A 24,925-nucleotide genomic window follows, 5' to 3' on the forward strand; every position below is an offset into this window, starting at 1 on the left:
GAGGATGCCATGGGTCATAATCGACGCATTTCCGTGATCGGGCTGGGTTATGTCGGATTGCCGGTAGCGGCGGCCTTCGCGCGCGCCGGCGTGCCGACGGTCGGCTTCGACATCTCGGCCGAACGGGTCGCCGAGCTCAGGGCCGGACACGACCGCACCCATGAGGTCGATGTCGCCGACCTGAAGCTGCCGGGCCTCGTGTTCACCACCGATCCTGTAGATCTGAAAACGGCCGACTTCCATATCGTCACCGTGCCGACACCCACGGACGCCTCGAACCGGCCCGACCTGTCGCCCTTGCACAAGGCATCGCAGACCGTCGGCCGGCAGCTGAAAAAGGGCGACATCGTCGTCTATGAATCGACGGTCTATCCCGGCGTGACGGAAACCGAGTGCGTGCCGATCCTGGAGCGCGAGTCGGGGCTGACCTGGAAGACTGATTTCAACGTCGCCTACTCTCCCGAGCGCATCAATCCCGGCGACCGGCAGCGCCGCTTCGAGACCATCCTCAAGGTCGTCTCGGCCGACACACCGGCGACGCTGGAGATCGTCGATGCGGTCTACGGCAGCGTGGTGCGCGCCGGCACCTACCGTGCCGCCTCGATCATGGTCGCCGAGGCGGCCAAGGCGGTCGAGAACACGCAGCGCGACCTCAACATCGCGCTGATCAACGAGCTGGCGCTGATCTTCGACCGGCTGGAGATCGACACGCGGGACGTCCTGGAAGCCGCCGGCACCAAGTGGAACTTCCTGCCGTTCCGGCCCGGCCTGGTCGGCGGCCACTGCATCGGCGTCGATCCCTTCTACCTGACCCATGTCGCCGAGCAGGTGGGCTACAATTCGCGCGTGATCCTGGCCGGCCGGCGCGTCAATGACGGCATGGGCCTCTACGTCGCCAACCGCGTCGTGCGTAACCTCATGCGCCGCGGCTGGAACGGGCGGCCGGTCGTCACCGTCCTGGGCATGACGTTCAAGGAGAACGTGCCGGATGTGCGCAACACGCGGGTCGCCGATATCGTGCGCGAGCTGCGCAATTTCGGCATCCTGGCGCAGGTGCATGACCCCGAGGCCGACGCCGATGACGTGCGCCGGACGTACGGGTTCGAGCTGAAGACGCTGGACGCCCTGGCGCCGGCCGATGCCGTCGTGCTGGCGGTCGCGCACAAGACCTTCGTCGATGCCGGCTGGAGCCTGGTGCGCCGGCTGCTCAAGAACGAAAGCGGCTACGTCGCCGACGTCCAGGGCGTGCTCGACCGCAACACCCGCCCGGCCGACATCACGCTGTGGCGGCTATGACGGGCACCGGATCGCGCCTCACTTGATGGCGACGAAGCCTTCGAAGCAGATGAACTTCATGATCGTCATGATGTCCTGGAAGCCGGCCCGCTTCAGCATGTCGACGTTACCTTGCGTCGAGAACGGCTCCATGATGCCCTTCAGGCTGCGCGCCTTGGACACGATCTCCTCGGCGTCGTAACCCTGCTTCAGCTTGTAGTCGTAGGAATACATCGCCGTCACGATATCCTGAAACCGTGCATCCGGCCCGCGCACCTTCTCGAACAGGATGAGGGCACCGCCCCACTGCAGAGCCTTGTAGATCCGGTCGATCAGCTCCTGGCGGCGACTGGGGCGAATGAACTGAACGGTGTAGTAGGCGACGACGAGATCACACGGCTGAAGGTCGACCTGGCTCACGTCGTCGGCGACGAAGCTCACGTTCTTCAAGCCGAGTTGCGTTCGCTTCGCTTCCGCCTTGGCGACCATGTCGGGTTCGATGTCGACACCGATGTAACGTGCCGTGGGCTTGCCGGCCTGATGCTGGGCAAGCGCCATCGTCAGGGTGCCTGTCGAACAACCCAACTCGTACACAAGCGAATCGGGTTTGACGAAAAAATCGGAGAGGCCGCAGATAAGTTCGTGTCCCTGTTCGTACAGCGGCACCGACTTGGATACGTGATCGTCAAAGGTATCCGCGACGCTGCCGGCAAACGACCAGTTCGCGTTCTCAGCGCTGATGCCGTCGCCGACCGAACCTATTCTGCTCATGGTCCAGGTACTCTTACTAGTTGTGTCGTCCGAGAATACTATCATTCGAGGCAATTTGATGCCTGCGATCGCACGATCCCGTGAGAATAAGAAGCCACTCCAATGAAAAAACTGACGGCCTCGTGCGGCAGTCGCGCGAAAAGCGATGGGCTGGCATGCGAAAGCCAGCAGCGGCGATAGCAGGCGACGTTGTGCGTCGTCACGCCACGCTAGATTGGCCGGACGCTCATCCGCTGGCTGCCCGGTGAACTCGCCGCAGCCGTTTTCGGCCGCACCTCCATCGCAGGAACGGCCGGCAGGCGCATTGACGATGCGTCGTCGGTCACAGGGGCGCCATCCAGGTCGGTCGCTGCGATGCCAGCGGCCGTCAGCATCGACGACAACGGCGATACATCCGCCTCGATATGCCGGCGATGGAAGAGTTCCAGATTGACGAAGCGAATGATGTCGCGGCGACTGGGCGCCGACGGGAACGGCAAGAATGAGCCGATGTGGAAGTTGTCGAGGCGCCAGAACGCCGGATCTGCCATCGCCATCGAATAGTTGCGCGTTCCTTCCTTCTTGCGGTTGATCGACGGGCCGATCTCGCGTGACGCCAGATCGCGCAGGATCCGTTTGCCGAACTGGCCGGAGTCGTCCGTGGCCGCGCGCAGACCAAGAGGAAGGTTCAGCGAGAAACGGATGAGATCCATATCAAGCATGGGGTTGCGCAACTCGACCGACGCCATCATCGAATAGGCATCGCTGTGCGGCAGGTTGCACGACTGGAGAAAGCTTGTCGTGTCGTGCAGCAGGATGGCGTGCCCGACACGCTCGTTATTGACGCCGGCATGAACCAGATGGGCCAGGATCTCCTGCCTGACGGCCGTTTCACGGGCTTCGTGTGCAATGGCCGGGCGCGTGCAATAGAACGGGCTGTCCGGATCCAGCCCGACCAGCGGCCCCAGGGTCGTCTCCTCGGCGCTGGCGAGCAATGTCCGGTAATGCTTGTAGCCACCCAGGTACTCGTCGGCGCAATCGCCGCCCAGCAGCACGATGACTCCGTTGCGGCGCGCATCGACGCACAGCCGATGCATCGGCGGCCCACCGCCCCAGCGCGAGGGCGCCGCCGCGTAGTCGATAAAGGCCTGCAGTTCGGGCAAATACGTGCGGGGACTCTGCAGGCTGAAATAGCAATTGGCCGGCCGCCGCTCCAGCAGGCCCGGCACGACAGCGAGGGGAATCTCCTCGATTCCGGGCGACAGTTTCGTGAACACCGTCAGCGGGTTGGCCAGGCGCTGCGCGTACCAATAGACCATGCTGGAGTCCAACCCGCCCGAGAGCAGAACACCCGCCGGCACGTCGGCGACAAGATGGCGCCGAACGGCCTGTTCCCATAGGCTCCCGAACTCGTCCAGCAGATCCGCGTACGGCCGCGCCGCGTTGCGCGCAAGGTGGTCGCCGTCGACCAGTTCCCACGGCGCGAAGTAGCGCCGAACGACCGGCGCGCCCTTATCGATGACGAGCATATGGCCGGCCGGCAACATATTCAGTCCGGCGAAGAAGCTGGTCTCCGCCCCGAACATGCCGCGGGTTCCCTCGCTGCCGCCGATCGACAGGTAGACCTGATAGGCATCGAGATCCGGGCCGACCGCGTTGCGCAGGGTGTTCAGGCTGCGCTGGTCGGATGCGATACCGATCTGCTCGCCGTCGGCGAACCAGTACAGCGGCTTCTGGCCAAAATGATCGCGTACGGCGATGACGCGATCGGTCTGCGTGTCCAGCAGGACGAAGGCAAACATGCCCCTGACTGCCGCCAGGGCCGCTTCCAGGCCCCGGTGGAGAATCAACTCCAGCAGGACCTCGGTGTCCGAATGGCTGCGAAAGACGACGCCTTGCTGGACAAGAGCGGTACGCAACTCGAGGTAGTTGTAGATCTCGCCGTTGAAGGCCAGCACGTGCCGGCCGGTTCGATCGGTGAACGGCTGCATCGCCGCGGCCGAAAGATCGATGATGGCCAACCGGCTGAACCCTACCGCCCAGCCCCGGCCGGTGGCCGAGGCTTCGGCATCCGGTCCCCGCTCCCTGACGTAGCCCAGCGCCTTGGTCCACGCAGACGCATCAAGCAGCGGACTGCCGTGCCGCCAGAAGATTATTCCACACATTGTTTGGTTGACCTCTGGGCAGCAGCGTAAACAGGTGCGCCGGTGCGACAACGGAACTCTTGTCCTGATACCTCGACGCGCTCACACGTTACCCCCGCCGCGCTGCCCGGCGTCCTGAGTGCCGACTTCCCTGTCACATGAGCCTCTTACTGTTCGTTTCTCGTGTTTATTCTTGGACTTCAGCCGGCCATCGCGCTCGCCCCTCGACAGACGTCCGTCTACATGATGTCGCTGGGCCAGTTTGACAACGGTACGATGCGTTTTCTTGAGTTCATCCGGTCGGACGCCCCTGCTACCGTCCAGGCCTTGACGCTTCTGCTCGGCACCTTGTTTCGGTCAAGAGATCACACAACCTATCGGGGTACTGTCAAGTCCATCAATAAAACGTGGTGGCTGACGATCGCCTGACCACTTGAAAGCACGGCGTTTTACCAATAATACCCCTAAGAACCCTGAGGTTCGCCCGCTAGTTGCATTGCCGCGCAGCAGGTCTGTCTCGCAGACAAAAACCTCCGGGATCGCCGACGATGCGCCTCGATCGGTATCGAGTCGCCATTACGGGGACATTACGCGCCCCCTTTGCGTATGCCAGGAAGATAGCCAAGGTTAGCGAGGATTATTGTGAACGAAGCACTCAAAGTGGCGGGCACCTTCGAAAAGGACAACGGCGTTCGTCTTCCGGTCTCCGACGACTTCCTTCTTCCGTTTCTGTCGCCCACGTCGCCCGGCAGCCACTATTGGGAAGGGCCGCCGGCAGGCGCCGCCCTCGACCGCCAGCGCGGCCGCGTCCTGCTTCAGCTTCATCAGATTCTGGACCTGCTGCAGCGCTCGGGTGTCGACCTGGCGGGCAAGTCGCTGCTGGATATCGGCACCGGCAACGGCATGATCCCGCGCCTGATCCTCGAATTCTCGGGACTGAGCAAGGCGGTCGGCGTTGACCCCTATCTCGACGGCGAGCACAGGAGCAGCTGGCAACCGCATGATCGGGATGCCCTGTTCCGCGAGCTCGCTGACTACATCGCCCAGGAGTCGCCCGGCGAACTGGACTTCAACCGCTACAGTCACCTGACCGGCTTCGAGAATTTCACGCTGCGTCCCGGCCGGGTCGCCTACACGCGCGGCGGCGCCAAGCAGTTCCGCTTCGCCCAGCTCGGCGCTCACGACCTTGCGCAATTGAACGAAACGTTCGACGTCCTCTATTGCAAGGCGATCGACCACATCAGCGACTGGGACGGCATCTTCCGCGCCGCGCGCGGCGTGACGCACGACGGTTCGCTCTTCGTCATCAAGCACTTTTCGTTCTTCGCTTACCTCGGTCCCCACCGCTATGCGACCACCAACATCCCGTGGGGCCACCTGCTGTTGAGCGACGGCGAATACCGGCGTTTCGCCGCCGAGTTTCACGGCCATCGCGCCGAAGAAATGTGCCGTTTCTACTTCTCAGGCCTCTGCTATCCGCGCAATACGATGCATCAGCTCACGGAAATCGCCCGGCGGAACGGCTTCGTCCTGCAGGTGTCGATCAACGAGCCGATGCGGCACGCGCACCGAATCCAGAACTTCGTCGATCTCGTCCCGGATTTCTGGAGCATCGTCCGCACCAATCATCCATCAGCCACGGCCGATGAGATGCTGTCGGGGCGCTATCACTTCGCCTTCCGCCGCGTCGCCTGACGCGGCGCTATCCGTCGGCACGCAGCGGCAGGTCGTTGGTGTCCAGGCGAGGCAACAGCAATGGGTCGTGGCGGCCGACATCGGCCACCGCGACTTCCGTGGTCAGGCCGGCGACACACCCTCGCCGCCGCAAGCGATCCAGCAACGCCGGGTTCTGACCGCCGTAGGGATAGCACATGATCCAGTTCCCGGTCGGCGCGCCGACGCTTTCCAGGAACGCCAAGGACAGATCCAGCTCGCGGTCCTGCTCATCGCCTGTCAGCGTGTCGAGCCAGCGATGGCTGTAGCTGTGCGAGCCGACATACATGCCGTTGTCGACCATCTCGGTGATCTCGTGCGCGCGGAGATAGAACGCGTTCGACAGGGCGGCTTCATCGTGACCGGAAAGCTTGCGAAACAACCAGTCGACGGCGGCCGCCCGGGCGACGTCCGGTAGACCCTTCTGCAGCACGCGTTTGACGAACACGATCTCGGCCGGATCGAACCGGGACGCCTTGGCGTAGGCCGCCTTGTACGAGGCGACAGGCTGAAGCGAAAAAGTCGCCGCATTCGCCTCGAGCCAGCCACACAGCTGCCGGGCGACCTCGCTCGGCCCGACCGGCGATGTCAGGGTGAAGTGGATCTTGTGGACATCGAGCACGTTGGGCTCGGCAACTGGGCGGGCGGGCGGAAAGAAGAATCCGCAGAGACCGCGCTCGCGCAGCGCCTTGAAGACCACCGAGTAGTGAATGCGATAGCCGTCATCGAACGTGAGCATGCAGGCGTTGGCCGGCAACGTGCTGCTTCCGTTCACGGCATCGGTGAACTGCTCCGGCGTGATGATCGCGAAGTGCCGCTCGAGGTAATCCAGCTGGCCCTGGAACTCGTCATAGGTGCGGCCGACCAGCTTCACGAACCCCTGCCCGGCGGGTTCATGAACATAGTGATACATGATGATGGTCAGGCGTCCGCTCACGGCCCGTCACCCTATGCCGGCTTGCGCACGTCCAGAACGAAGGTCGTGCACTGCGGCAGCAGCCGGTGATCCGACCGGCGCGCGCGGTAGACGACCTCTGAGAAGCCGGCGTGCAGTTGCGGGTCATCCTTCGCCACGGCCGGCGGCAGCGCATGATAGTGGGCCCCGTAGACGGCCGCCGGTGTAAAGCCGTGGCTGCGCAGCAGCTGCGACAGTTCGCCCGGCGTATACTGGTAGCGTACCGAAACGGTCACCCCCGTTTCCGGGTGTCTTTCCGGTTGGGGGTAGGCCCTGGCGATCTTTTCCGCAGCCGAAAGGGCACCAGCACCATCTGCCGCCATGGCGATCACCTCGGCCTCGGTCATCATGTCATCGAGCACGCCGAGCTTGCGCTCCATGTCGGTGAACGCGTTGAGCGAGAAGGCATTGAACAACCGGTTGCGCGATCCCACGACGAACGCGCCGCCCGGCGCCAACAGTCTGAATACGGTCCGACACAGATCGACGAGCTGGTCGAACGAAATGTACTCGATCAACCCCTGGGCGCTGATCAGGTCATATGTTTCGCCCTGAGGGTCGAAATCGAACACCGAGACATGCTGGAACCGAGCCCGCTCCAGACCCGCCGCGGCGCGCGTCGTTTCGCAGATCCGGATCATATCCGCCGCGAAGTCGATGCCGACGGCGTCGATGCCACGCCGCGCGATGTCGAGCACCAGATCGCCTGTGCCGCAACCGATATCCAGGACCCGCTTCGGCGCCGGAAGCGATGCCAAGACGTCCAGCGCAATGCCATTGCGCTGGGCGATGATGTTGACGCGCGCCGGCATCGTCCCCGACCCCTTGCGCTTCCAGTCCTCGGCAAATCGGTCGAAATAGTGCTGCGTTTCCGCTTGCTGTCCGCGCTCCATCTGCACCCTACCTCGCCTGGCTGATCCGGAAGATGTTGTCATCGACGGGCTCGGCACGCACGTTCTGAAACCGCCCGAGAATACCGCCATAGGCATCGATCCGTTCCTGCACCTTGGGCAGATCGATGTCGGGAAAGCGATGGCGTGTGTACGCCGCATTCGATTTGTGCTGCGGTCGGCTGGCATTGCGCCGCTTCTGCAGCCGGCGCCATTCGGCCGTTGCGTAGCCCGCCAGTCGGGTACCAAAACCGGGCAGCGCCGGACCATAGTGGCTCGCTTCGACGGTCTCGACAACGTCGGCCATGCGCTCCACCGACAGCTTGCCGTCGGTCGCCGCCAGGTATCGCTGGAGGATCGCGCGACGTTGCTCGGCCTCTGCACCGTCAACCACGAAGCGGTCTTCCAGAATCGCATCGACGGCGCCGAGCAGGCTCGCCTCGTCGAAGACCTCGTGACTGAGGCTGTTGGGCAATGTGAGGTCGAATGTGTCCGAGACAGCCGGACGGTACGCGATGGGTCGCGCGCCCAGGACATAAGCCTCGATGCCGGTCGTGCAACCGTTGTGGATGACGGTTTGCGACGCCAGGAGCCAGGAGATGACGTTGCCCTCGTGCAGCACCTGAACATTGGGCGCGCCCTGAGCCGCACGCCGCCATGTCTCGTGGTTCTCGGAGGGATGCGGCCGCACGACGATGGTCGTGTCGGGATGGCGCGCCGCAAGAACCGGGACAAGCTTCTGAAACGCCCAGAAAATGCTGTAGCGGTGATAGGCCAGCCGCGTTGCCCAGTCGGCCCCCTCCGGCGGCGCATCGGGACGCTCGGGCGCCTTCATCGACGTCAGATTGGGGAAGAAATGGTTCAGGGTGCCGAAGTTGGTGTTGATGAGAACGAACCGCCCGAACCGCTGCCTCAGGGCATCGACATCCGCCGCGAAGAACGGGCGCAATTCAGGCCGCATCATGTCGACGCGCGGATTGCCGGTCTCGTAGATCGGCGTACCGGTGTAATCCGGCGACTCGCGCCAGGCCTCAGCATTGTCGGGCCCCCACGCCATCAGCGCGGTAGCCGCCTGGAACGCCGGCTGCGCAACACGCGCGGTGAGATAGGTCTGGTGCGTGAAGTAGACGAGCGCCTCTTCGTCCAGCGCCACGATGACGTGCCCCAGCCGTTTCAGGATACCGGAAATACGATTGCTGGAGTGACGCACATCCTTGCCGACATAGATGGAGCGTGGCAACCGCGCGATCGCCATGTGGATGTCGTTGCGCGAACCGACGATCGAGGCAAGCCCGCGCTCGGCCAGCACGCAGGCCAGCAGGAGCTTGGCGTCGAACTCACGCGACTGGCTCTCGCTCGGGATGATGACGTGTGCACGTGCCATGGTCGTCAGAAGTCGAAATACACGAATTTCTTCGAGCTGCCCTGGCTCAGGGTGATGGCCAGCGCCCAGATCAGCGCGATCAGCGGCCAGAATACGGCCTGCGGCAGCCGGCGCGCCACGCGATGGATGGTACGATGGTTATCCCAACGGTGGCTGGCAAGGAAGACCGCCAGCAGCGCGATCGGGAAAGCATGCAGCCGCAGTGTGGCTTCCCAGTCGCCCAGCGGCGCCGTGAACGGTCCCAGCGCCACCCGGACGGCGGTAGCCATGTCGGGCGCACGGAACGGCACCCAGACCCAGGTCACGAAGTGGAACGTGATCAGCAGCCACAACCAGGCCGGAACCCGCTTGACGATGCCATGAAGCGGTGACCAGCGCACGGCATGCACCAGCGCAATGGCGCCGCCATGCAAGGCGCCCCACAGCACGAACGTCCAGTTGGCGCCATGCCACAGGCCGCCCAGCAGCATGGTGACCATCAGGTTGAACAGCTGGCGCGGCCGGCCGCCGCGATTGCCGCCCAGGGGAATGTAGAGATAGTCGCGCAGCCAGGTGCTGAGCGTGATGTGCCAGCGGCGCCAGAAATCGACGATGGAGACCGCCGTATAGGGCTGCCGGAAGTTGGTGGGCAGCCGCACGCCGATCATCAGGGCCACGCCGATGGCCATGTCAGTGTAGCCGCTGAAGTCGCAATAGATCTGCAGCGAGAAGCCGTAGATCGCGAGCAGGTAGTCGACCGCCGTCAGTCCCGACGGGGTTTTGTAGACGTGGTCGACCACGTCGGCCAGCTGGTCGGCCAGCCCCAGCTTCTTGGCCAGGCCCAGGGTGAAGACCGCCAGACCGAACACCAGTCGGCGACCGAACGCGCGCAGCGCCGGCCGCGGCTTGGCGAGCTGCGGCATCAGTTCGTGCGGCCGCAGGATGGGGCCCGCGATCAGGTGCGGGAAGAACAGCACCAGGCCGGCCAGCAGGCCCGCGCGGCGCTCGACCGGGTACTTGCGACGATAGACGTCGACGACGTAGGCAATGAGCGTAAAGGTGACGAAGCTGATACCCAGCGGCAGCGCGATGTTCAGCAGCTTGCCCGACCAGCCGAAGACCGGGCCCAGCACGTCGGCGTAAATGAAGTCGGTGTACTTCACGAACGCCAGCGGCAGCAGCAGCACCACGGTGATGGCGATCATGCGCCGCTTGCGATCCGGCGCCGCGGCGGCGGCCTCCATCCACAGCACGCCGAAATAGGCGACCAGCATCAGGACATGCGGCAGCCAGATGTAGCGGTAGTTGATGCGCGAGATCAGCTCGAGGGGATCGAGTGTGAACGCCTTCTGGTCGGCGGGCAGGTAGGGATTCCACGCACCGTAGAAGATCGTGCTGCCGATGATGATCAACAGCAGGCGGTGCCGCGCCGGCACCGCAACGTGCAGCAGCAGGTAGATGACGAAGAAGGCGAAGAATTCGGGCGCGCTGAAGAGCACGAGGCGGGTCCGATCGAGAGGGTCTTGCTAGGAACCCGAGCGCCCGGCCGCCGTCAAGAGCGTATCCGGGTCGCGCGGCGAATGGACTGCAGCTCCGCCAGCGCCTGCGGCAGCTCGTCGGCCTTGATGGCACAGGACACCACCACGCGTCCCTTGGGCGTTTCCCACAGGGCGAGGTACATGCGCACCGACTCGTGGTTCGGGCCGGCTTTGGGCGCGACGGTGAACTCGACACCCTTCACACCGTCCTGTTCGAAGACCTCGGTGCGCTCGATGGTGCTCCAGGCCTGGAACGGCGCCTTGATCACCTCCATCCATTCCGGTTTCGTCAGGCGCTCGTTGATGTCGGCCTGCGACAGCGACGCGTTCTGCGGCGCCTGCTTGTACGCCACCCCGCACACATTGCCGTCCGAGCCGGCGGCGGTGGGCTTGCCGGTGGTGCTCCTGACGGTGACCACGATATCGTAGTTCGGCCGCGGCTTGCCGGCCGCCGCCTCGAACGGCGCCGGCGGCTCCACGGACAGCCCCGTCTCCTCATCGACGAAAGCCGCCGCCGGCACCGCGATGAAGGCTACCGCTGCGGCAAGCAGCGCCCGCGTCGATTTGTGCATGGTTCAACTCTCCGTTCAGCGCGGCAGCTGCAGCGCCGGAAACAGCGCGTCCGCCATCAGCTTGTGGCCGAGCCCGTTGGGATGCGGATCACCCGGCATCGACCACAGTTCCTCGGGCTTCAGGTTGCGCATTGACGGCAGCAGATCGACGTAACGGAACCCGTCCTCCGCCGCGATGGTCTTCACCCGGTCATGGATGAAGTCGAACTTGTAGTCGACCAGGTCGTGCACATCGGGGGTCATGGCGAGGTAGACCCGGATGCCCTTGGTCGCCGCGTAATCCTTGAGCTTCTTCAGCGCCGCCAGCATGGCCTGGTAGCCGGGCTGCGTCGGCTCGTAGACCTCCTTGTAGTGATCGACCAGGCTCTTCTCGCTCGACTTGCCGAACAGGCGCGAGCCCGCGATCCACAAGGTGACGGCGAGCTGGCTGTTGCGCAGGAACCAGTTGCCACCGCCGGCATCGAGTTTCTCGGCGTCGCGGACGAAATAGTGCACCACGATGTCGGTCGGCTGCGTGGCCGTCAGCTCGGTCAGGAAGCGCTGCACGTAGCGTTCGGCGTTATAGTTGCCGATGCCGGCGTTCATCACGACGACCTTGTCGCCCTGCGCCTTGAACTTCTCCTCCAGCCGCGCTTCCACCGTCTCCTTTTCCGGCACGCCCCAGCCCAGGGTCACCGAGCTGCCGAGGAACAGGATCCGGCGCTGGCCCGGCTCGACCGGTGGCGTCGGCCCGCCACGCAACCCCAGCTCGTTGGTGCGGATCTCGACGGATTGCAGCGTTGCCTGCTTGGACCGCTGATGGTCATGACCCAGCACCGGATCATCGGACCGTTTCTTCAGCTCCAGCGCATAGCGCCACATCTCGATGTCGTAATTGCGCATGTCGGCGTTCTTGAAACGCAACGCGGCCTCGCCGACGCCCAGCGCTATCAGCACCGATATCGCGAACATGACGATGGATGACAGGATGTTCTTCACGATGGTGAATCCGAGGGGTGGACGTCAGATATCGTAGGCCAGCCGCTTGTCGATCTGCGGCGTGGCCGTGGCCAGGGCGGCCGCGATCTTTTCGCCGGCATGGCCGTCGCCATAGAGCGTGTCGGGCGCATAGTGGCCGACCTTCATCTGGCGGCGGATGGCGGCGAGAATCTCGTCGGCATCGTAATTCACGTCCTGCACGTTGGCGCCGCGGTCGCGGCCGGACTGGCGGCTGCCGATGTTGACGGCCGGCGCGCCGAGCCAGGCGCTTTCGCGGATCGCCACGCTGGAGTTGCCTACGATGCAATGGCACCGCTGCAGCAGGCGGATGAAATCCTCCGGCGGCACGTTCTGGATAAAGCCCACCCTAGGCAGCCGGCCCTCGTCGCGCCACGCGCGCAGAGTCTGCGAGACGCCATCCGAGCCGGCGTCGAGGTTGGGCCAGAACCACAGGGCCGGCAGGCCCGAGGCCGCGACAGCCTCAGCCGTCCGCGCGATCTGGGTCGGGCCGTCACCGTGCTCGTTGGTGACGGAATGCTGCGACACGATCAGGAAGCCGTGGCCCAGATCGAGACCGGTGCGATCGCCCAATTGCCGCACCAGCGCGTCGGCCAGCGACGGATCCGCGATGGCCTCGCGCGCCACGTCGATCGACGGACAGCCGGTGACGATGACCCGGCTGGCACGCTCACCCATGCGCACGACACGCTCCTGGGCCTTCTCATTGGCCACCAGATGCAGGTCGGCCAGCTTGGTGACGGCGTGGCGTACCTTCTCGTCGATATTGCCGGTGACCTCGCCGCCCTGCACATGCGCCAGCGGGATGTTCATGTAGGCGGCGGCAACCGCGGTCGCCATGGTCTCGAAGCGATCGGCCACGCTCACCACCCAGTCGGGCTTCAGCGCATCGAAGGCGGTCGCCATTTCGCTGAGCCCGATGCCGGTCGAGCGCGCCTGCGCCACCAAGGTACCGCTCTCGCCGCCCATCTCGACACGGCGATCGATGCGGAAGCCCTCGGCCTCCATGACGTCGACGACGTTGCCGTACTTGTCCGACAGCGCCGAGGCGGCGGCGATCAGCTGCAGGTCGAGGTCGTCGCGCGCCCGGATCGCCATCAACGCCGAGCGGATGCGGGAGTAGCTCGGACGGGCCGTGACGGCGACGCAGATCTTGCGGCGCGGCGTACTCACGCCGCCGGCTCCAGATCGTCCCAGGTCAGCGCGACGTCATGCTTCACGGCACGCTTCAGTCGGCGGCCCACCAGGCTTTTCAGCTCCTTGGCCGGAATGCCGGTGCCCGGCTTCTTGGCCGCCAACAGTGGCGCCGCCAGCACAGTGCCTGCCGCCAGGTCACCGACCGCCACGACGCTCTTGGTGAAGATGCCGCGCATCGCCTCCAGGTCGCGCGCCGACTGGTCCTTGTCGATCGGCGCCGCCCGCATGCGCTCAATGAAACGCACGCCCTCGACCAGCTGCTTGAGCTCGTCCGGCGTTACCGAGGCAATGGTGTCAGGCCCGAACATGTGGCGGCTCAAGGCCACGTGCAGTTCGAAGACCTCGGCGCCCAGGGTCGCGGCCGCCAGACCAGGATAAATCTTCGACGAATGATCCGACAGGCCGACGGCGCAGCCGTAGCGCTCACGGAACGCAGGGATCAGGTTCAGGCCGACAGCCTCCGGCGAGGTCGGATACATGGTGGAACACTGCATCACGGCCAGCGGCGCGCCACGCTGCTTGACCACGGCGACCGCCGCATCGAGCTCCGCCATGCTGCTCATGCCGGACGACAGCATGACCGGCTGGCCGGTGGCAGCCATGGCATCGATCAGGTCGAGGTTGGAGACCTCACCCGATGCCACTTTCCAGCCGGCAACGCCGACCCGCTTGAGCAGGTCGATGGCCTGCGGCGAGAACGGCGAGCTGAGAAACAGCAGGCCGCGCTCCTCGGCATGCTGCTTCAACCCGTGCCATTGCGGCTCGGTGAACTCCATGCGCTTCCAGTAGTCGTAGCGCGTCTCATCCTGCGGGCTGAACTTCTTGCGCCACGGCTCGCCCGGCGTGCTCTCGGCCGCGGCGATATGGGTCTGGAACTTGATGGCATCGGCGCCCGCCTCGGCGATCGCGTCGATGAAGGCATGTGCCTGACCCAGGCTGCCATCATGGGCCTGCGCCACCTCGCCGATGATGGTGCACGGCCGACCGGGCCGGGGGTCGGACAGCCACGTGACGGGCTTTGATTCTGAGCTCATAATACCTTGATTCAGCTTACATTTCTGCGCCCTACAGGGACTTTACGGCAGAAAGCGGGCGCAACCTAGCCGCCGCTGCCGGGCAAGTCAAAGCGGCTGCCCCACAGGGCCTGCAGGTCCGACCGCTGCCGGTCGGCACCCGACGGCAGCGGCGCGCCCTTGTCGGCGATCCAGTCGGCGACGTCGCCATGCAGGACCGCGCCGTCGAGGTCGCGCAGCAACATGTGATAACCCTTGGCGTAGAAGGCGAGCCGCGACTCCGGGTTGCGCGGCAGCCGCGCAATCACCTCGCGCATGGGCCCTTCCGGCACGATCCGGTCCCTGAGCCCATACAGCAGCAGGTACGGCGTGGGAATCCGGGGCGCCGCCTGCTTGGCGGCATCCATCAGGTCGACCAGCCCCCACACCAGGTCGGTGCGAGGATAGCGCAGCACCTTGGGATCCTTGGAGAACTTCTCCAGCATCTTCTGATTGTCGGAAGGCTGGAAGTCGATCGAGGACGGCCCCACGGGGTGCCATGGTGCGATATGGGACATCGCCCACAGCGCGCCGCGGGCAACGCCACCGATCGTGTCACGCGACCGCACCGCCGGGCCGATCAGGATCGTGCCGGCGGGCATCGGCGCCAACGCAGGGTTGTCGGCCAGCCGCCCCAGAGCCGCCAAAGCCACTGCGCCACCCATACTCTCGCCGGCGAGATAGATCGGTGTGCCGGGATGGCGCGCGGCCACCAGGCGCAGCGCCACCAGTGCATCGTCGACCATGGTGTCGACGCCGGCCCAGCGGCCACGATGGGGCGCATCACCGAAGCCGCGCTGGTCATAGGCATAGGTCTCGATGCCGCGCGCTGCCCAGGTTTCCCCGGGCTCCTCGAAGGCGCCGGAGTAGTCGCCGAAACCATGCAGCGCCAGGATGACGGCCCGCGGTTTCCCCGCGCCTTCGACGCGGGCAGACCAGTGCCGCAGCGGCAACTGGGCACCATCGGCCGCAACGATGCGTGCCGGCTCGAGCGTCGGTGCGACCACGGCGGGACCGGACGGGACGACGACCGGCGCGCAATACGTCAGCGCCGGCAGCAGCGACAGCAGAAGGAGGGCCAGGACAGGGCGAAACCGAACCATGTGACGACCTTTATACCGCAGGGACCGCGCTGCGGCTTTACGGTTTATCGGGCGCTTTGCCGCAAGCACCCCGTGCGCCAAGCGTTGTTTGCAAGCAATAACAACAACTTGTCGCCCATCGAAGTGGCGCTTGGACCACTCGCCGGACGCAGGACACCTGCGTCGCGCAGCGCTGTTGATCGATCGGCTGCCGTCGCTATGATCCGCCGCCTGCCGTCCGGGGAGAAAGCCACGCATGACCACGACCACGCCGCTGGAAACGATCGAAGTCGAAACCGACCGTGTCGGCTGCGACGGCGGCGGCGGCGCGCTGGGCCATCCACGGGTCTATCTCAGCCTGGTGAAGGAGGGCTTCGTCGACTGCCCCTACTGCGGCCGACACTACGTGCTCAAGGAAGGCGCCCACGTCGGCCACGGCCACTGACCGCGCTGCGAAACCCACAGTGATTGCTGTCGGTCGCCGGGTGCGCCAGCATCGCCTCCATCACGATGGAGGACCCGATGCGCACCCTCGGCGAGGGCATGTACTACACCGACCTGAAAGTCGGTGACCGCTTCAAGACCAACGGCCGCACGATCTTCGAGGCCGACCTGATCAATTTCATCTGCTGCACCGGCATGCAGGAGGGATTGTTCAACAACCTCGAATATATCGACACCCACTCGCCGACCAAGCAGCGCCTGGTGCCGGGTGCACTGGTCTACAGCTTCGCCGAGGGCTTGTTGATTCCGGTTTCGATCCAGGGCACCGGCATGGCGTTCCTGGGCATGACGCTCGATATCAAGGCGCCGACCTTCGTCAACGACACCATCCATGTCGAATGCGAGGTGACCGAGGTGCGACCGACCTCGAAGGATCCCGCGCGCGGCCTGGTGCGCACCATCAATCAGGTGAAGAACCAGAAGGGTCAGACCGTGCTCACGTACGATCCGCTGCGCATGATGCGCGGCCGCGTCTGAGATCGGCCAACGCACGGAGACTTTCATGTCCAAGGTCCTGATCGACCGCGACGGCGCCATCACCATCGTCACCATCAACCGCTTTGCCGCGGCGCGTAACGCCGTCGACCCCGAGACCGCGATCCTGCTGCGCGAGGCCTTCACCGCGTTCGACCAGGACGAGTCGCAGTCGGTGGCGATTCTGACGGGGGCCGATGGCGCCTTCTGCGCCGGCTATGATCTGAAGGCCACCGCATCCGGCGGCGGCGTCGCGGTCTACGAACCCGAGGGCGTCGGCCCGATGGGCCCCTCCCGCCTGCTGCTGTCCAAGCCGGTGATCGGGGCGATCGAAGGCTACGCGGTGGCTGGCGGCCTGGAGCTGGCGTTGTGGTGCGACCTGCGCGTGGCATCGGAGACGGCGAAGTTCGGCGTCTTCTGCCGTCGCTGGGGCGTGCCGCTGGTCGACGGTGGCACGGTGCGCCTGCCGCGCCTGATCGGCCATAGCCGTGCACTTGATATGATCCTGACCGGCCGCGAGGTGGGCGCCCGCGAAGCGTTCGACTGGGGGCTGGCCAACCGCCTGACGCCGGCCGGACAGGCACTGACCGAAGCGAAGGCACTCGCCGACGTGCTGACCAAGTTCCCGCAGACCTGCCTGCGCAGCGACCGCCTGTCATCCTACGAACAATGGGGCCTGGATATCGACGTGGCCCTGAAGAACGAGGGACGGCGCGGCCTGCCGGCGCTGACACAGGAAGCCCGCCGCGGCGCCTCCCGCTTCGCCGAGGGCAAAGGGCGCGGCGGCGATTTCGGCAACATCTAGCACTGCGATCACTGACCATGAGCCACGACGCCACCTTGCCGCTGACTGACGCCGACGTCGCCCGCTACCAGGAGGACGGCGCGATCTGCATCCGCCAAGCCTTCGCACGGGACTGGATCGAGCGTCTGGGCGCGGCGATCGATGCCGACATGAAGACGCCGGGCCCGATGGTGCGCATCAACACGCCGGCGGGAAAACCGGGGCTGTTCTTTGTCGACTTCCAGCTGTGGCAGCGCCACGACGCCTGTCGCGATTTCGCCTTTACATCGCCAGCCGCCGACATTGCCGCCCGGCTGATGGGATCGCACGAGGTCGTCTACTACCACGACCATCTGCTGGTGAAAGAGCCGGACACCGAGGAACGCACACCCTGGCACCACGACCAGCCCTACTACCCGATCGACGGGCAGCAGATCGTGTCGCTGTGGCTGCCGCTCGATGCCGTGTCGCGCGACGTCTGTGTCGAGTACGTGCGCGGCTCGCATCGCTGGGGCCGGTGGTTCGCACCCAAGTTCTTCCGCCAGGGCGGCGTTGATCTGCAGGTCCAGGACGCGCGCTTCGAGGCCGTGCCCGACATCGACGCCGAGCGCGGCAAGCACACGTTCCTGGCATGGGACATGGAACCAGGCGACGTGATCGCGTTCCATGCGCTGACCCTGCACGGCGCACCCGGCAACCGCTCCTCGTCGCGACGCCGGCGGGCGTGGGCGACGCGCTGGTGCGGCGAGGACGCCCGCTACGCCACGCGCGTCGGCCAGATCTCGCCGCCGCTCGAGGGCCATGGCCTGGAACCGGGCGACAAGCTTGCCTGCGATCTCTTCCCACGCGTGCGACCGATCGCACCCTAGTATCGGCTATCGCTGGAGTGTGACTCAGGATCGTCATCCCGAGCGCAGCGAGGGATCTTTCGATGCAGACGCACCCGTGCGTCACTTTCAGAAGATCCCTCGCTGCGCTCGGGATGACAGCAGTCATCCCACGTTTTCCAACAAGACAATCCCTGTCGCGGCTGGCTCCCATGCGTGGGGCCGGATTCCAAGACGTGAACCGCACCGTCAGACTACTGACGTCCCAGCGGCGCGGAGGATGACGTTGTCCGATCAGACCACGGCAGATGGCGTTCTCGATTCACGGACTGTTCGTCGCTATGCCGTGTTGGGCAGCATCGCGTTCGTACCGCTATGGAGCTCCGGCATCCTGTTCGGCGCATTGGCGTTGGAGCACGGGCCACCGTTTGCTGTCACGGGCGTGCGCTTCGTCATCGCGACTCTGCTCCTTGCCGGTCTCGCGCTGTGGCGCCGGGCACCATGGCCGCGCGGCCGCGCTCTGGGCCACGCGGTTGCGGTCGGGTTTCTGCTGCAGGGCGCCCACTACGCGGGTTGCTACGCCGCCATCGCGGAAGGATTGCCCGCCGGTGTCGTCGGACTGATTGTCGGATTGATTCCCGTCGTCACCGCGCTGGGTGCGGCGCCGATTCTGGGCGAGAAACTGACGGTCTGGCGGCTGATCGCCGCCGGCCTGGGATTGAGCGCCGCGTTGCTGGTCGTGGGTGCGCAGCTCAGCGCCGGCACCGGCTCGTTCGCGGTGCTGGTGATGGCCTTGATCGGCCTCTTCGGCGGCGCCGGCGCGGCATTGTGGCAGAAGCGCTTCGGCGTCGGCGGCGCCGACCTGCCGAGCGCTACCGTCCAGGTCGCCACCGGAGCGGTGGTCATGGGCGCGTGCTGGTGGCTGTTGGAACGCGACGGCCCGCCCATCGCCTGGAACATCGATTTCCTGTGGCCGTTCGCTTGGACCGTCATCGCGAACTCGGTCGGTGCCACGCTGTTGTTGCTGTGGTTGCTGGATCGCGGCGCGGCCGGCCGGGTGACCGGCCTGTTCTTTCTCGTGCCGCCCTTCACGGCCCTGGTGGCGGTCCCGATGCTGGGTCAGCCCCTCACGATCAATCTGATCGCAGCCATCGTCCTGGCGGCCGGCGCCGTACGCCTTTTGGCGCTCGAAGCCCGTTAGGGTGCGGGCGCGCTGATACCGATACGCCGGTTCCGGAATACGGGCCGCTCTCAGGTGTCCCTGCGCTCGGCGCAGCGCGCCGTCCAGCCCGTCAGCAGCTAGATGCATGACAGTGCAGATGACAGCGCATGCAACCCGGATACTGTTTGGTTAGACTCCTTAGGAACGAACGCAGATCGGAGGACCCCATGGCCACACATCCCTCTGATGTCGTCATCGCCGAAGACACCAGCCTTCTGGCGTTCTACCGCGACATGAATGTGCCGGAACGGCGCACGTTCTGGGCCTGCGCGTCGGGCTGGGCGCTCGATGGCATGGACTTCATGATCTACCCGCTGGTCATCGGCACCATCATCGCGATGTGGCACGTCGATGCCGGTACGGCGGGTCTCGCCGGCACGGTGACGCTGTTGGCGTCCGCGGTCGGTGGCTGGCTCGCGGGATACATCGCCGACATCATCGGCCGCGTGCGCACCCTGCAGCTGACGATCCTGTGGTTCTCGTTCTTCTCGCTGGTCTGCGCCTTTGTACAGAACTTCGACCAATTGCTGATTGCGCGTGCCCTGCTGGGCCTGGGGTTCGGCGGTGAGTGGGCTGCCGGCGCCGTTCTGATGGGTGAGGCGATCCGCGCGCAATATCGCGGCCGGGCCGTCGGCTCGGTGCAATCCGGCTGGGCCATCGGCTGGGGCATCGCCGTGCTGGCGCAGGCGCTGTTGTTTTCCTATCTGCCGGCGGAAGAGGCCTGGCGCTGGATGTTCGTGATCGGCGCCTTGCCGGCGCTGCTGGTCTTCTACCTGCGTCGCTATGTCGAGGAACCGCAGATCTCCGTCCAGGCGCGCGCCCGGCAACAAGCGACGGGTGATCGGCCCGCGCTGTGGGAGATCTTCTCGGGCCCGATCCTGAAGACGACGGTGCTGGCCTCGCTGGCGGCGACCGGGTGCCAAGGCGGCTATTACGCCGTCACGTTCTGGGTGCCGCAGTTTCTCACCACCGAGCGCAAGCTGTCGATCGTCACCTCGACCGGTTACCTCGCGACCCTCATCATTGGATCGTTCGTGGGCTACCTGGTCGGCGCGTGGCTTGCCGACCGCATCGGGCGGCGCAACCTGTTCCTGACGTTCTCGATCGGCGCCATCGCCGTCATCATCGCCTACACGCAGTTGCCGCTGACCAACGATATCCTGTGGCTGCTGGGCTTTCCGCTGGGCTTCTTTGCGTCCGGCTACTTCTCCGGCATGGGCGCGTTCCTGACCGAACTGTTCCCGACACGCCTGCGCGGGTCGGGACAAGGCTTTTGCTACAATTTCGGACGCGGCATTGGCGCCCTGTTCCCGTTCCTGGTCGGCTACCTGTCGACCAGGACATCGCTGGGCAACGCCATCGCGATCTTCGCCGTGATTGCCTATGCCGTGTTCTTTATCGCCGCATTCGCCCTACCGGAGACGCGCGGCAAGGTGTTGCATGCCGAGGCGTAACCGGGTGAAAGCCTATTCGTCGAGCACCGCGGGCGGCTTGTAGAGCGGGAAGCCGTTGTAGGGCTGCGAGCGCTCGTGATCGGGAACCTCGAAGAAGGATGAGCGCGCGTTGTTGTGCAACCCGCCATCGATGCGGATCATGGCGCCGGTGATATAGGACGCCGCCTCAGACAGCAGGAATACGATTGCCGCCGAGATCTCCGACTCGGTGCCGTGCCGTTTGAGCGGCACGCGTTTCCTGACGCCGCGCAGCACGCCGGCCGCGCTGGCCGGATAGCGATCCAAACCGGCCGAGGCGATGAAACCGGGCACCACGAGATTGACGCGCACACCCGATGACGCCCACTCGACCGACGACGTCCAGGTGAAAGCCGCCTGGCCGGCACGCGCCGCGCCGTTGTGGCCCATGCCGGGCATCCCCAGTTCATAGTCGGCGCCGACATTGACGATGGCGCCGCCATGGGCCTCCATCCAACGCAGGTAGACCTCGCGCGACACCAGGAACGTCGCCGTCATGTTGTTGCGCACCACGGCGTTCCAGCCGTTGGCGGAGATGTCACGCAGCGGTGCCGGAAACTGGCCGCCGGCATTGTTGACGAGACCGTCGATCCGGCCGCCCCACGCCAACACCCCGGCGATGGCAGCCTTGACCTGGTCCTCTTCGCGCAGATCACCCGTGGCGATGAACACGTCATCGCCGCCGCCCAACTCGTCTTTCACCTCTTCCAGCTTCGATGCGGTACGCCCGATCAACGCCACGCGCGCGCCCAGTGCTTTCAATTCGTGCGCCGTGCAGCGGCCCAGGCCACTGCCGCCGCCGGTGACAATGATCGTCTGGCCGGCAAACAGGCCGGGCCGGAACACCGAGCGATAGGACATGACGCCTCCTTGCGTTCCCGCCGTGCCGCGCACGATGGGCCTCCTCTCCCGCTTGCGGGAGAGGAAACCAAGTTTACCGGGCGTCGGGACGATACGAGGCGACGATATTGCGCATCAGCGGCATGCTGCGGTCATAGGCACCACGCGATGCGGCGTTGAGGATCTGATAGGCCCACACGCCTGACTCGGCGATCAGGGCCACCACGACCACGCGCTCGGTCGCGCGCTGCGGAATCGAATACACCTGTGCTCGCCGGCCCCCGCCGCTCTGCAACGGTATGGGGGCCAGTGTCGACGGGGACTGCGCCGCATCGCTGGTCGGCGCCGCACGCTGCGCCAGGCGCAAGGCGGTTCGTTCCGGCGTTTCTCCGGCCACGAAGCGGACAATGCCGATCTCGGCCGTGGAGCCTCCCTCGCGCGGCGCGATCAGTGCCGCGGCCTGACTTTGGGACGCACCTGTCGCCAGGTGCCACCCGGCGGGAATCGTGACGGAGTAGCCCAGCACACCGGGATCGCTCACCGCGATGCGACCGTCAGCCGTCTGGCTCCAGCTGCCGCTCGGTCCCGCCGACGTCGATGGTGCCGTGCCCGTGGCGCATGCAGCCAGCGCCAGCATCAGGGCGGCCAGACCAAGAACGCTGCGGTGCGATGCCATACCTTTCTCCTTTTCCGATCGAGCGCGAGGGGACGACTGTAGTAGCGGCAATCGCTGGCGCGGGAAACGGCCTTGGTCACCTATCGCGTGGGATCCAACGCCGCCTTGCCCACGACCTTGCGGTCCTCGATCAACCGGAAGGCCTGCACCCAGTCTGCAAGCGGGAAATGACCGGCCACGCGCGGTGTCAGCTTGCCCTGCTCGAACCAGCCGAACATCTCGGCGAGCGCATCCTGGACCAGCTTGCGCCGGCGCTCGAGATCGAGCGGATCGACGGTCTCGCCCGGCCGGCCCCAGCCATTGTAGTAGCCATAGTAGAAGCCGATCACGGTGACGTTCTTCACCAGAAGGATGTTGGCCGGGATCTGTGGAACCTTGCCGCTGGCGAAACCCATCGGAATGATGCGGCCCTCGACGGCCACGCAGCGCAGCGACTGATCGAAGATCTCGCCGCCCACCGGGTCGTAGATCACGTCGGCGCCATGCCCCGACGTGATGTCGAGCACGCGGGCGCGGATGTCCTCGCGGCGCGAGTCGATCAGGTGGTCGGCGCCATGCTGGCGCGCCACCTCGAGCTTGTCGGCGCCACCCGCCGTCGCGATCACCGTGGCTCCCATGGCCTTGCCGACCTCGACCGCCGTCAGGCCCGACCCGCCGCCGGCGCCGTGCACCAGCAGCGTCTCGCCGGGCGCCATCTTCGCCTTCCAGCGCAGCGCGCCATAGGCGGTGGGATAGAGCGTGGGAAAGCTGGTGGCGGCGGCAAAACCAAGCGCTTCCGGTATGCGGTACAGGTTGGCGGCCGGGCTCACCACTTCGGCGCCGAAGCCCCCGCTGGCCACCGGGCCGGTGACTCGATCACCCGGCGCGAAGCCCGTCACGTCAGGCGCTGCCTCCAGCACGATGCCGGCCATCTCGTTGCCTGGAATGTAGGGCAGCGGCGGCTTGTTCTGATGCTTGCCCTGCACGCCCAGCAAAGCGGCGAAGCTGACACCGCCGGCATGTACCGCAACCCGCACATGGCCCGGCTTCAGGGGCGGCGGCGGCACGTCTTCGATTTTCAGAGCCTCGATGGAACCGTACTCGTGACAGACAAGGGCGCGCATCACCATGAACCGACAGCGTGGATGGGAGAAACACCCTAGCGGTGTCGTCGGTGGGCCGGCAAGCAATCCTCCAACTGAAGGATGACAGTCGCCCCCTCGCCGCCACAATGCGGATCGAGTGGCGCCACTTTCGGCAGTGACAGTTCCGTCAGGGTTCAAGGAGGCTCATCGTGCTCAGACACGTGATGGTGGCCGCTGCAATTGCAGTTGCACCGATGATGAGTGTTGTCCCTGACGCTGCCGCCTTCTGCGGCTTCTATGTCGGCAAGGCCGACACCTCGCTCTTCAATGAAGCATCCCAGGTGATCCTGGCGCGCGACGGCCGACGCACCACGCTGTCGATGATGAACGACTACAAGGGCGCGTTGACCGATTTCGCCCTCGTGGTGCCGGTGCCCGTGGTGCTGCGGCGCGATCAGGTCAAGGTGATCGAGAAGAAGACCTTCGATCGGCTCGACGCCTATTCGGCGCCGCGGCTGGCTGAATACTTCGACAGGGATCCCTGCGAGCCGGAGGTAATGATGTCGGCCACCCCCGGCGGCGCGACCCGGGGCCGCCGCGTCTCGGATGGGTTGGGTGTGAAGGTCGAGGACAGCTTCTCGGTCGGCGAGTACGATATCGTTCTGCTCTCGGCCAAAGAGTCCGATGGGCTCGAGGCGTGGCTGGTGCAGAACGGCTACCGGATCCCCCAAGGCGCCGCGCCCGCACTGCGGCCCTATATCCTGCAGGGCATGAAGTTCTTTGTCGCCAAGGTGAATCTTGCGGCACAGGCCAAGAGCGGCGCGCAGTTCCTGCGTCCCCTGCAGTTCACCTACGAAAGCGAGAAGTTCATGCTGCCCATGCGGCTGGGCATGATCAACGCCAGCGGCCCGCAGGATCTGATCGTCTACGTGCTGAGCCGCGAAGGCCGCGTCGAATCGACGAACTACCGCACCGTCAAGCTGCCGGCCAACATGACGCTGCCGACCTATCTGCGCGACGGCAAACAGTTCACCGATTTCTACAAGACCATGTTCGACCAGCAGGCGCGGCGCGAGAACTACAAGGCGGTCTTCACCGAGTACTTCTGGGACATGAGCTGGTGCGATCCCTGCGCCGCCGATCCGCTGTCGCGCGAGGAGCTGGTCGCGGCCGGCGTTTCGTGGCTGCCCGAGGGCAGCGGCGTGCCACCGACGCAGGGACGCCGCCCACCGCCCCCGACGGGCGCCAGTCCGGTGATGCTGACACGCCTGCATGTGCGCTACACGCGCGACAGTTTCCCCGAGGACCTGGCATTCCAGGAAACCAAGGATCGGCAGAACTTCCAGGCCCGCTACGTGCTGCAACACCCCTGGCGCGGCAGCCCCGACAAGTGCAAGGCGGCGGCGGACTACCTGAAGTCCGTACGCGATCGCCAGGATCGCGAGGCCAAGGCGCTGGCCAACCTCACCGGCTGGGACGTCAACGACATCCGCCGGCGCCAGTCGCGCGCCCCCATGGTGACACCGAGGTAGACT

General features: G+C 65.4%; 23 protein-coding genes. 9 read left to right on the top strand and 14 right to left on the bottom strand.

The window, feature by feature from the left end:
* Positions 1-9: 9 nt before the first annotated feature.
* Positions 10-1,296: a nucleotide sugar dehydrogenase gene (locus tag FQU96_RS22530; protein WP_146543595.1), complete on the top strand. Its 1,287-nt coding sequence runs from the start codon at positions 10-12 to the stop codon at positions 1,294-1,296.
* Between the two features lie 18 nt (positions 1,297-1,314).
* Here FQU96_RS22530 and FQU96_RS22535 read toward each other — a convergent pair whose 3' ends face one another.
* Together FQU96_RS22535 and asnB are read right to left on the bottom strand one after the other, a co-directional pair.
* Positions 1,315-2,046, bottom strand: coding sequence for a methyltransferase domain-containing protein (locus FQU96_RS22535; protein WP_146543596.1), 732 nt, complete (start codon positions 2,044-2,046; stop codon positions 1,315-1,317).
* A gap of 209 nt (positions 2,047-2,255) precedes the next feature.
* Positions 2,256-4,190 (bottom strand): asparagine synthase (glutamine-hydrolyzing), encoded by a 1,935-nt coding sequence (gene asnB / locus FQU96_RS22540; RefSeq protein ID WP_146543597.1) that lies wholly within the window; start codon positions 4,188-4,190, stop codon positions 2,256-2,258.
* Between the two features lie 621 nt (positions 4,191-4,811).
* Between asnB and FQU96_RS22545 the strand changes: the two genes are divergently transcribed.
* Positions 4,812-5,864: a methyltransferase domain-containing protein gene (locus tag FQU96_RS22545; RefSeq protein ID WP_178130654.1), complete on the top strand. Its 1,053-nt coding sequence runs from the start codon at positions 4,812-4,814 to the stop codon at positions 5,862-5,864.
* 7 nt (positions 5,865-5,871) lie between these two features.
* On the opposite strand, the gene FQU96_RS22550 is transcribed toward FQU96_RS22545, so the two are convergent.
* The 9 genes from FQU96_RS22550 to FQU96_RS22590 form a co-directional block, all read right to left on the bottom strand.
* A complete protein-coding gene (locus tag FQU96_RS22550) occupies positions 5,872-6,819 on the bottom strand; it encodes a polysaccharide deacetylase family protein (RefSeq protein ID WP_146543599.1) in 948 nt (315 codons plus the stop codon).
* 11 nt (positions 6,820-6,830) lie between these two features.
* Entirely contained in the window at positions 6,831-7,730 is a 900-nt protein-coding gene (locus FQU96_RS22555) for a methyltransferase domain-containing protein (protein ID WP_178130655.1), read from the bottom strand.
* A gap of 7 nt (positions 7,731-7,737) precedes the next feature.
* On the bottom strand, positions 7,738-9,111 hold the full coding sequence (locus FQU96_RS22560) for a surface carbohydrate biosynthesis protein (RefSeq protein WP_146543601.1): 1,374 nt from the start codon (positions 9,109-9,111) through the stop codon (positions 7,738-7,740).
* A gap of 5 nt (positions 9,112-9,116) precedes the next feature.
* Entirely contained in the window at positions 9,117-10,589 is a 1,473-nt protein-coding gene (locus FQU96_RS22565; RefSeq protein ID WP_146543602.1) for an MBOAT family protein, read from the bottom strand.
* A gap of 53 nt (positions 10,590-10,642) precedes the next feature.
* The gene (locus tag FQU96_RS22570) at positions 10,643-11,200 is read right to left on the bottom strand and encodes a hypothetical protein (RefSeq protein ID WP_146543603.1); all 558 of its coding nucleotides are present in this window, start codon (positions 11,198-11,200) and stop codon (positions 10,643-10,645) included.
* A gap of 15 nt (positions 11,201-11,215) precedes the next feature.
* Positions 11,216-12,178, bottom strand: coding sequence for an SGNH/GDSL hydrolase family protein (locus FQU96_RS22575; RefSeq protein ID WP_146543604.1), 963 nt, complete (start codon positions 12,176-12,178; stop codon positions 11,216-11,218).
* 24 nt (positions 12,179-12,202) lie between these two features.
* Positions 12,203-13,369, bottom strand: a complete 1,167-nt coding sequence (neuC, locus tag FQU96_RS22580; protein WP_146543605.1) for a UDP-N-acetylglucosamine 2-epimerase — start codon at positions 13,367-13,369, stop codon at positions 12,203-12,205.
* Positions 13,366-14,427 (bottom strand): N-acetylneuraminate synthase family protein, encoded by a 1,062-nt coding sequence (locus tag FQU96_RS22585; RefSeq protein ID WP_146543606.1) that lies wholly within the window; start codon positions 14,425-14,427, stop codon positions 13,366-13,368. The genes neuC and FQU96_RS22585 overlap by 4 nt, the downstream gene beginning before the upstream one ends.
* Before the next feature lie 65 nt (positions 14,428-14,492).
* Complete coding sequence (locus FQU96_RS22590) at positions 14,493-15,548, bottom strand: alpha/beta hydrolase (RefSeq protein WP_146543607.1); 1,056 nt, start codon at positions 15,546-15,548, stop codon at positions 14,493-14,495.
* Positions 15,549-15,783: 235 nt separating this feature from the next.
* Here FQU96_RS22590 and FQU96_RS22595 point away from each other — a divergent pair, with 235 nt between their 5' ends.
* The 6 genes from FQU96_RS22595 to FQU96_RS22620 all read left to right on the top strand — a co-directional run bounded on the left by FQU96_RS22595 (position 15,784) and on the right by FQU96_RS22620 (position 20,792).
* On the top strand, positions 15,784-15,972 hold the full coding sequence (locus FQU96_RS22595) for a zinc-finger domain-containing protein (RefSeq protein WP_146543608.1): 189 nt from the start codon (positions 15,784-15,786) through the stop codon (positions 15,970-15,972).
* A gap of 77 nt (positions 15,973-16,049) precedes the next feature.
* Positions 16,050-16,508, top strand: coding sequence for an acyl dehydratase (locus tag FQU96_RS22600; RefSeq protein ID WP_218574817.1), 459 nt, complete (start codon positions 16,050-16,052; stop codon positions 16,506-16,508).
* A gap of 25 nt (positions 16,509-16,533) precedes the next feature.
* Positions 16,534-17,310 (top strand): crotonase/enoyl-CoA hydratase family protein, encoded by a 777-nt coding sequence (locus tag FQU96_RS22605; RefSeq protein WP_146543609.1) that lies wholly within the window; start codon positions 16,534-16,536, stop codon positions 17,308-17,310.
* Between the two features lie 17 nt (positions 17,311-17,327).
* Positions 17,328-18,158 (top strand): phytanoyl-CoA dioxygenase family protein, encoded by an 831-nt coding sequence (locus tag FQU96_RS22610; protein ID WP_218574818.1) that lies wholly within the window; start codon positions 17,328-17,330, stop codon positions 18,156-18,158.
* 244 nt (positions 18,159-18,402) lie between these two features.
* Complete coding sequence (locus tag FQU96_RS22615; protein ID WP_178130656.1) at positions 18,403-19,317, top strand: DMT family transporter; 915 nt, start codon at positions 18,403-18,405, stop codon at positions 19,315-19,317.
* Between the two features lie 188 nt (positions 19,318-19,505).
* Positions 19,506-20,792, top strand: coding sequence for an MFS transporter (locus FQU96_RS22620; RefSeq protein ID WP_146543611.1), 1,287 nt, complete (start codon positions 19,506-19,508; stop codon positions 20,790-20,792).
* 12 nt (positions 20,793-20,804) lie between these two features.
* Here FQU96_RS22620 and FQU96_RS22625 read toward each other — a convergent pair whose 3' ends face one another.
* From FQU96_RS22625 to FQU96_RS22635, 3 genes are all read right to left on the bottom strand, one after another.
* Positions 20,805-21,671, bottom strand: coding sequence for an SDR family oxidoreductase (locus tag FQU96_RS22625; RefSeq protein ID WP_146543612.1), 867 nt, complete (start codon positions 21,669-21,671; stop codon positions 20,805-20,807).
* A gap of 73 nt (positions 21,672-21,744) precedes the next feature.
* Positions 21,745-22,326 carry a hypothetical protein gene (locus tag FQU96_RS22630; RefSeq protein ID WP_146543613.1) on the bottom strand — a complete coding sequence of 194 codons (582 nt, stop codon included), beginning with the start codon at positions 22,324-22,326 and terminating at the stop codon, positions 21,745-21,747.
* Positions 22,327-22,406: 80 nt separating this feature from the next.
* Positions 22,407-23,429 carry an NADPH:quinone oxidoreductase family protein gene (locus FQU96_RS22635; protein ID WP_146543614.1) on the bottom strand — a complete coding sequence of 341 codons (1,023 nt, stop codon included), beginning with the start codon at positions 23,427-23,429 and terminating at the stop codon, positions 22,407-22,409.
* 215 nt (positions 23,430-23,644) lie between these two features.
* Here FQU96_RS22635 and FQU96_RS22640 point away from each other — a divergent pair, with 215 nt between their 5' ends.
* Positions 23,645-24,922: a DUF2330 domain-containing protein gene (locus FQU96_RS22640; protein WP_255468437.1), complete on the top strand. Its 1,278-nt coding sequence runs from the start codon at positions 23,645-23,647 to the stop codon at positions 24,920-24,922.
* The last annotated feature ends 3 nt before the right edge of the window (positions 24,923-24,925 follow it).

It is taken from the genome of Reyranella sp. CPCC 100927, assembly GCF_007859315.1.
Taxonomy (GTDB): Bacteria; Pseudomonadota; Alphaproteobacteria; order Reyranellales; family Reyranellaceae; genus Vineibacter.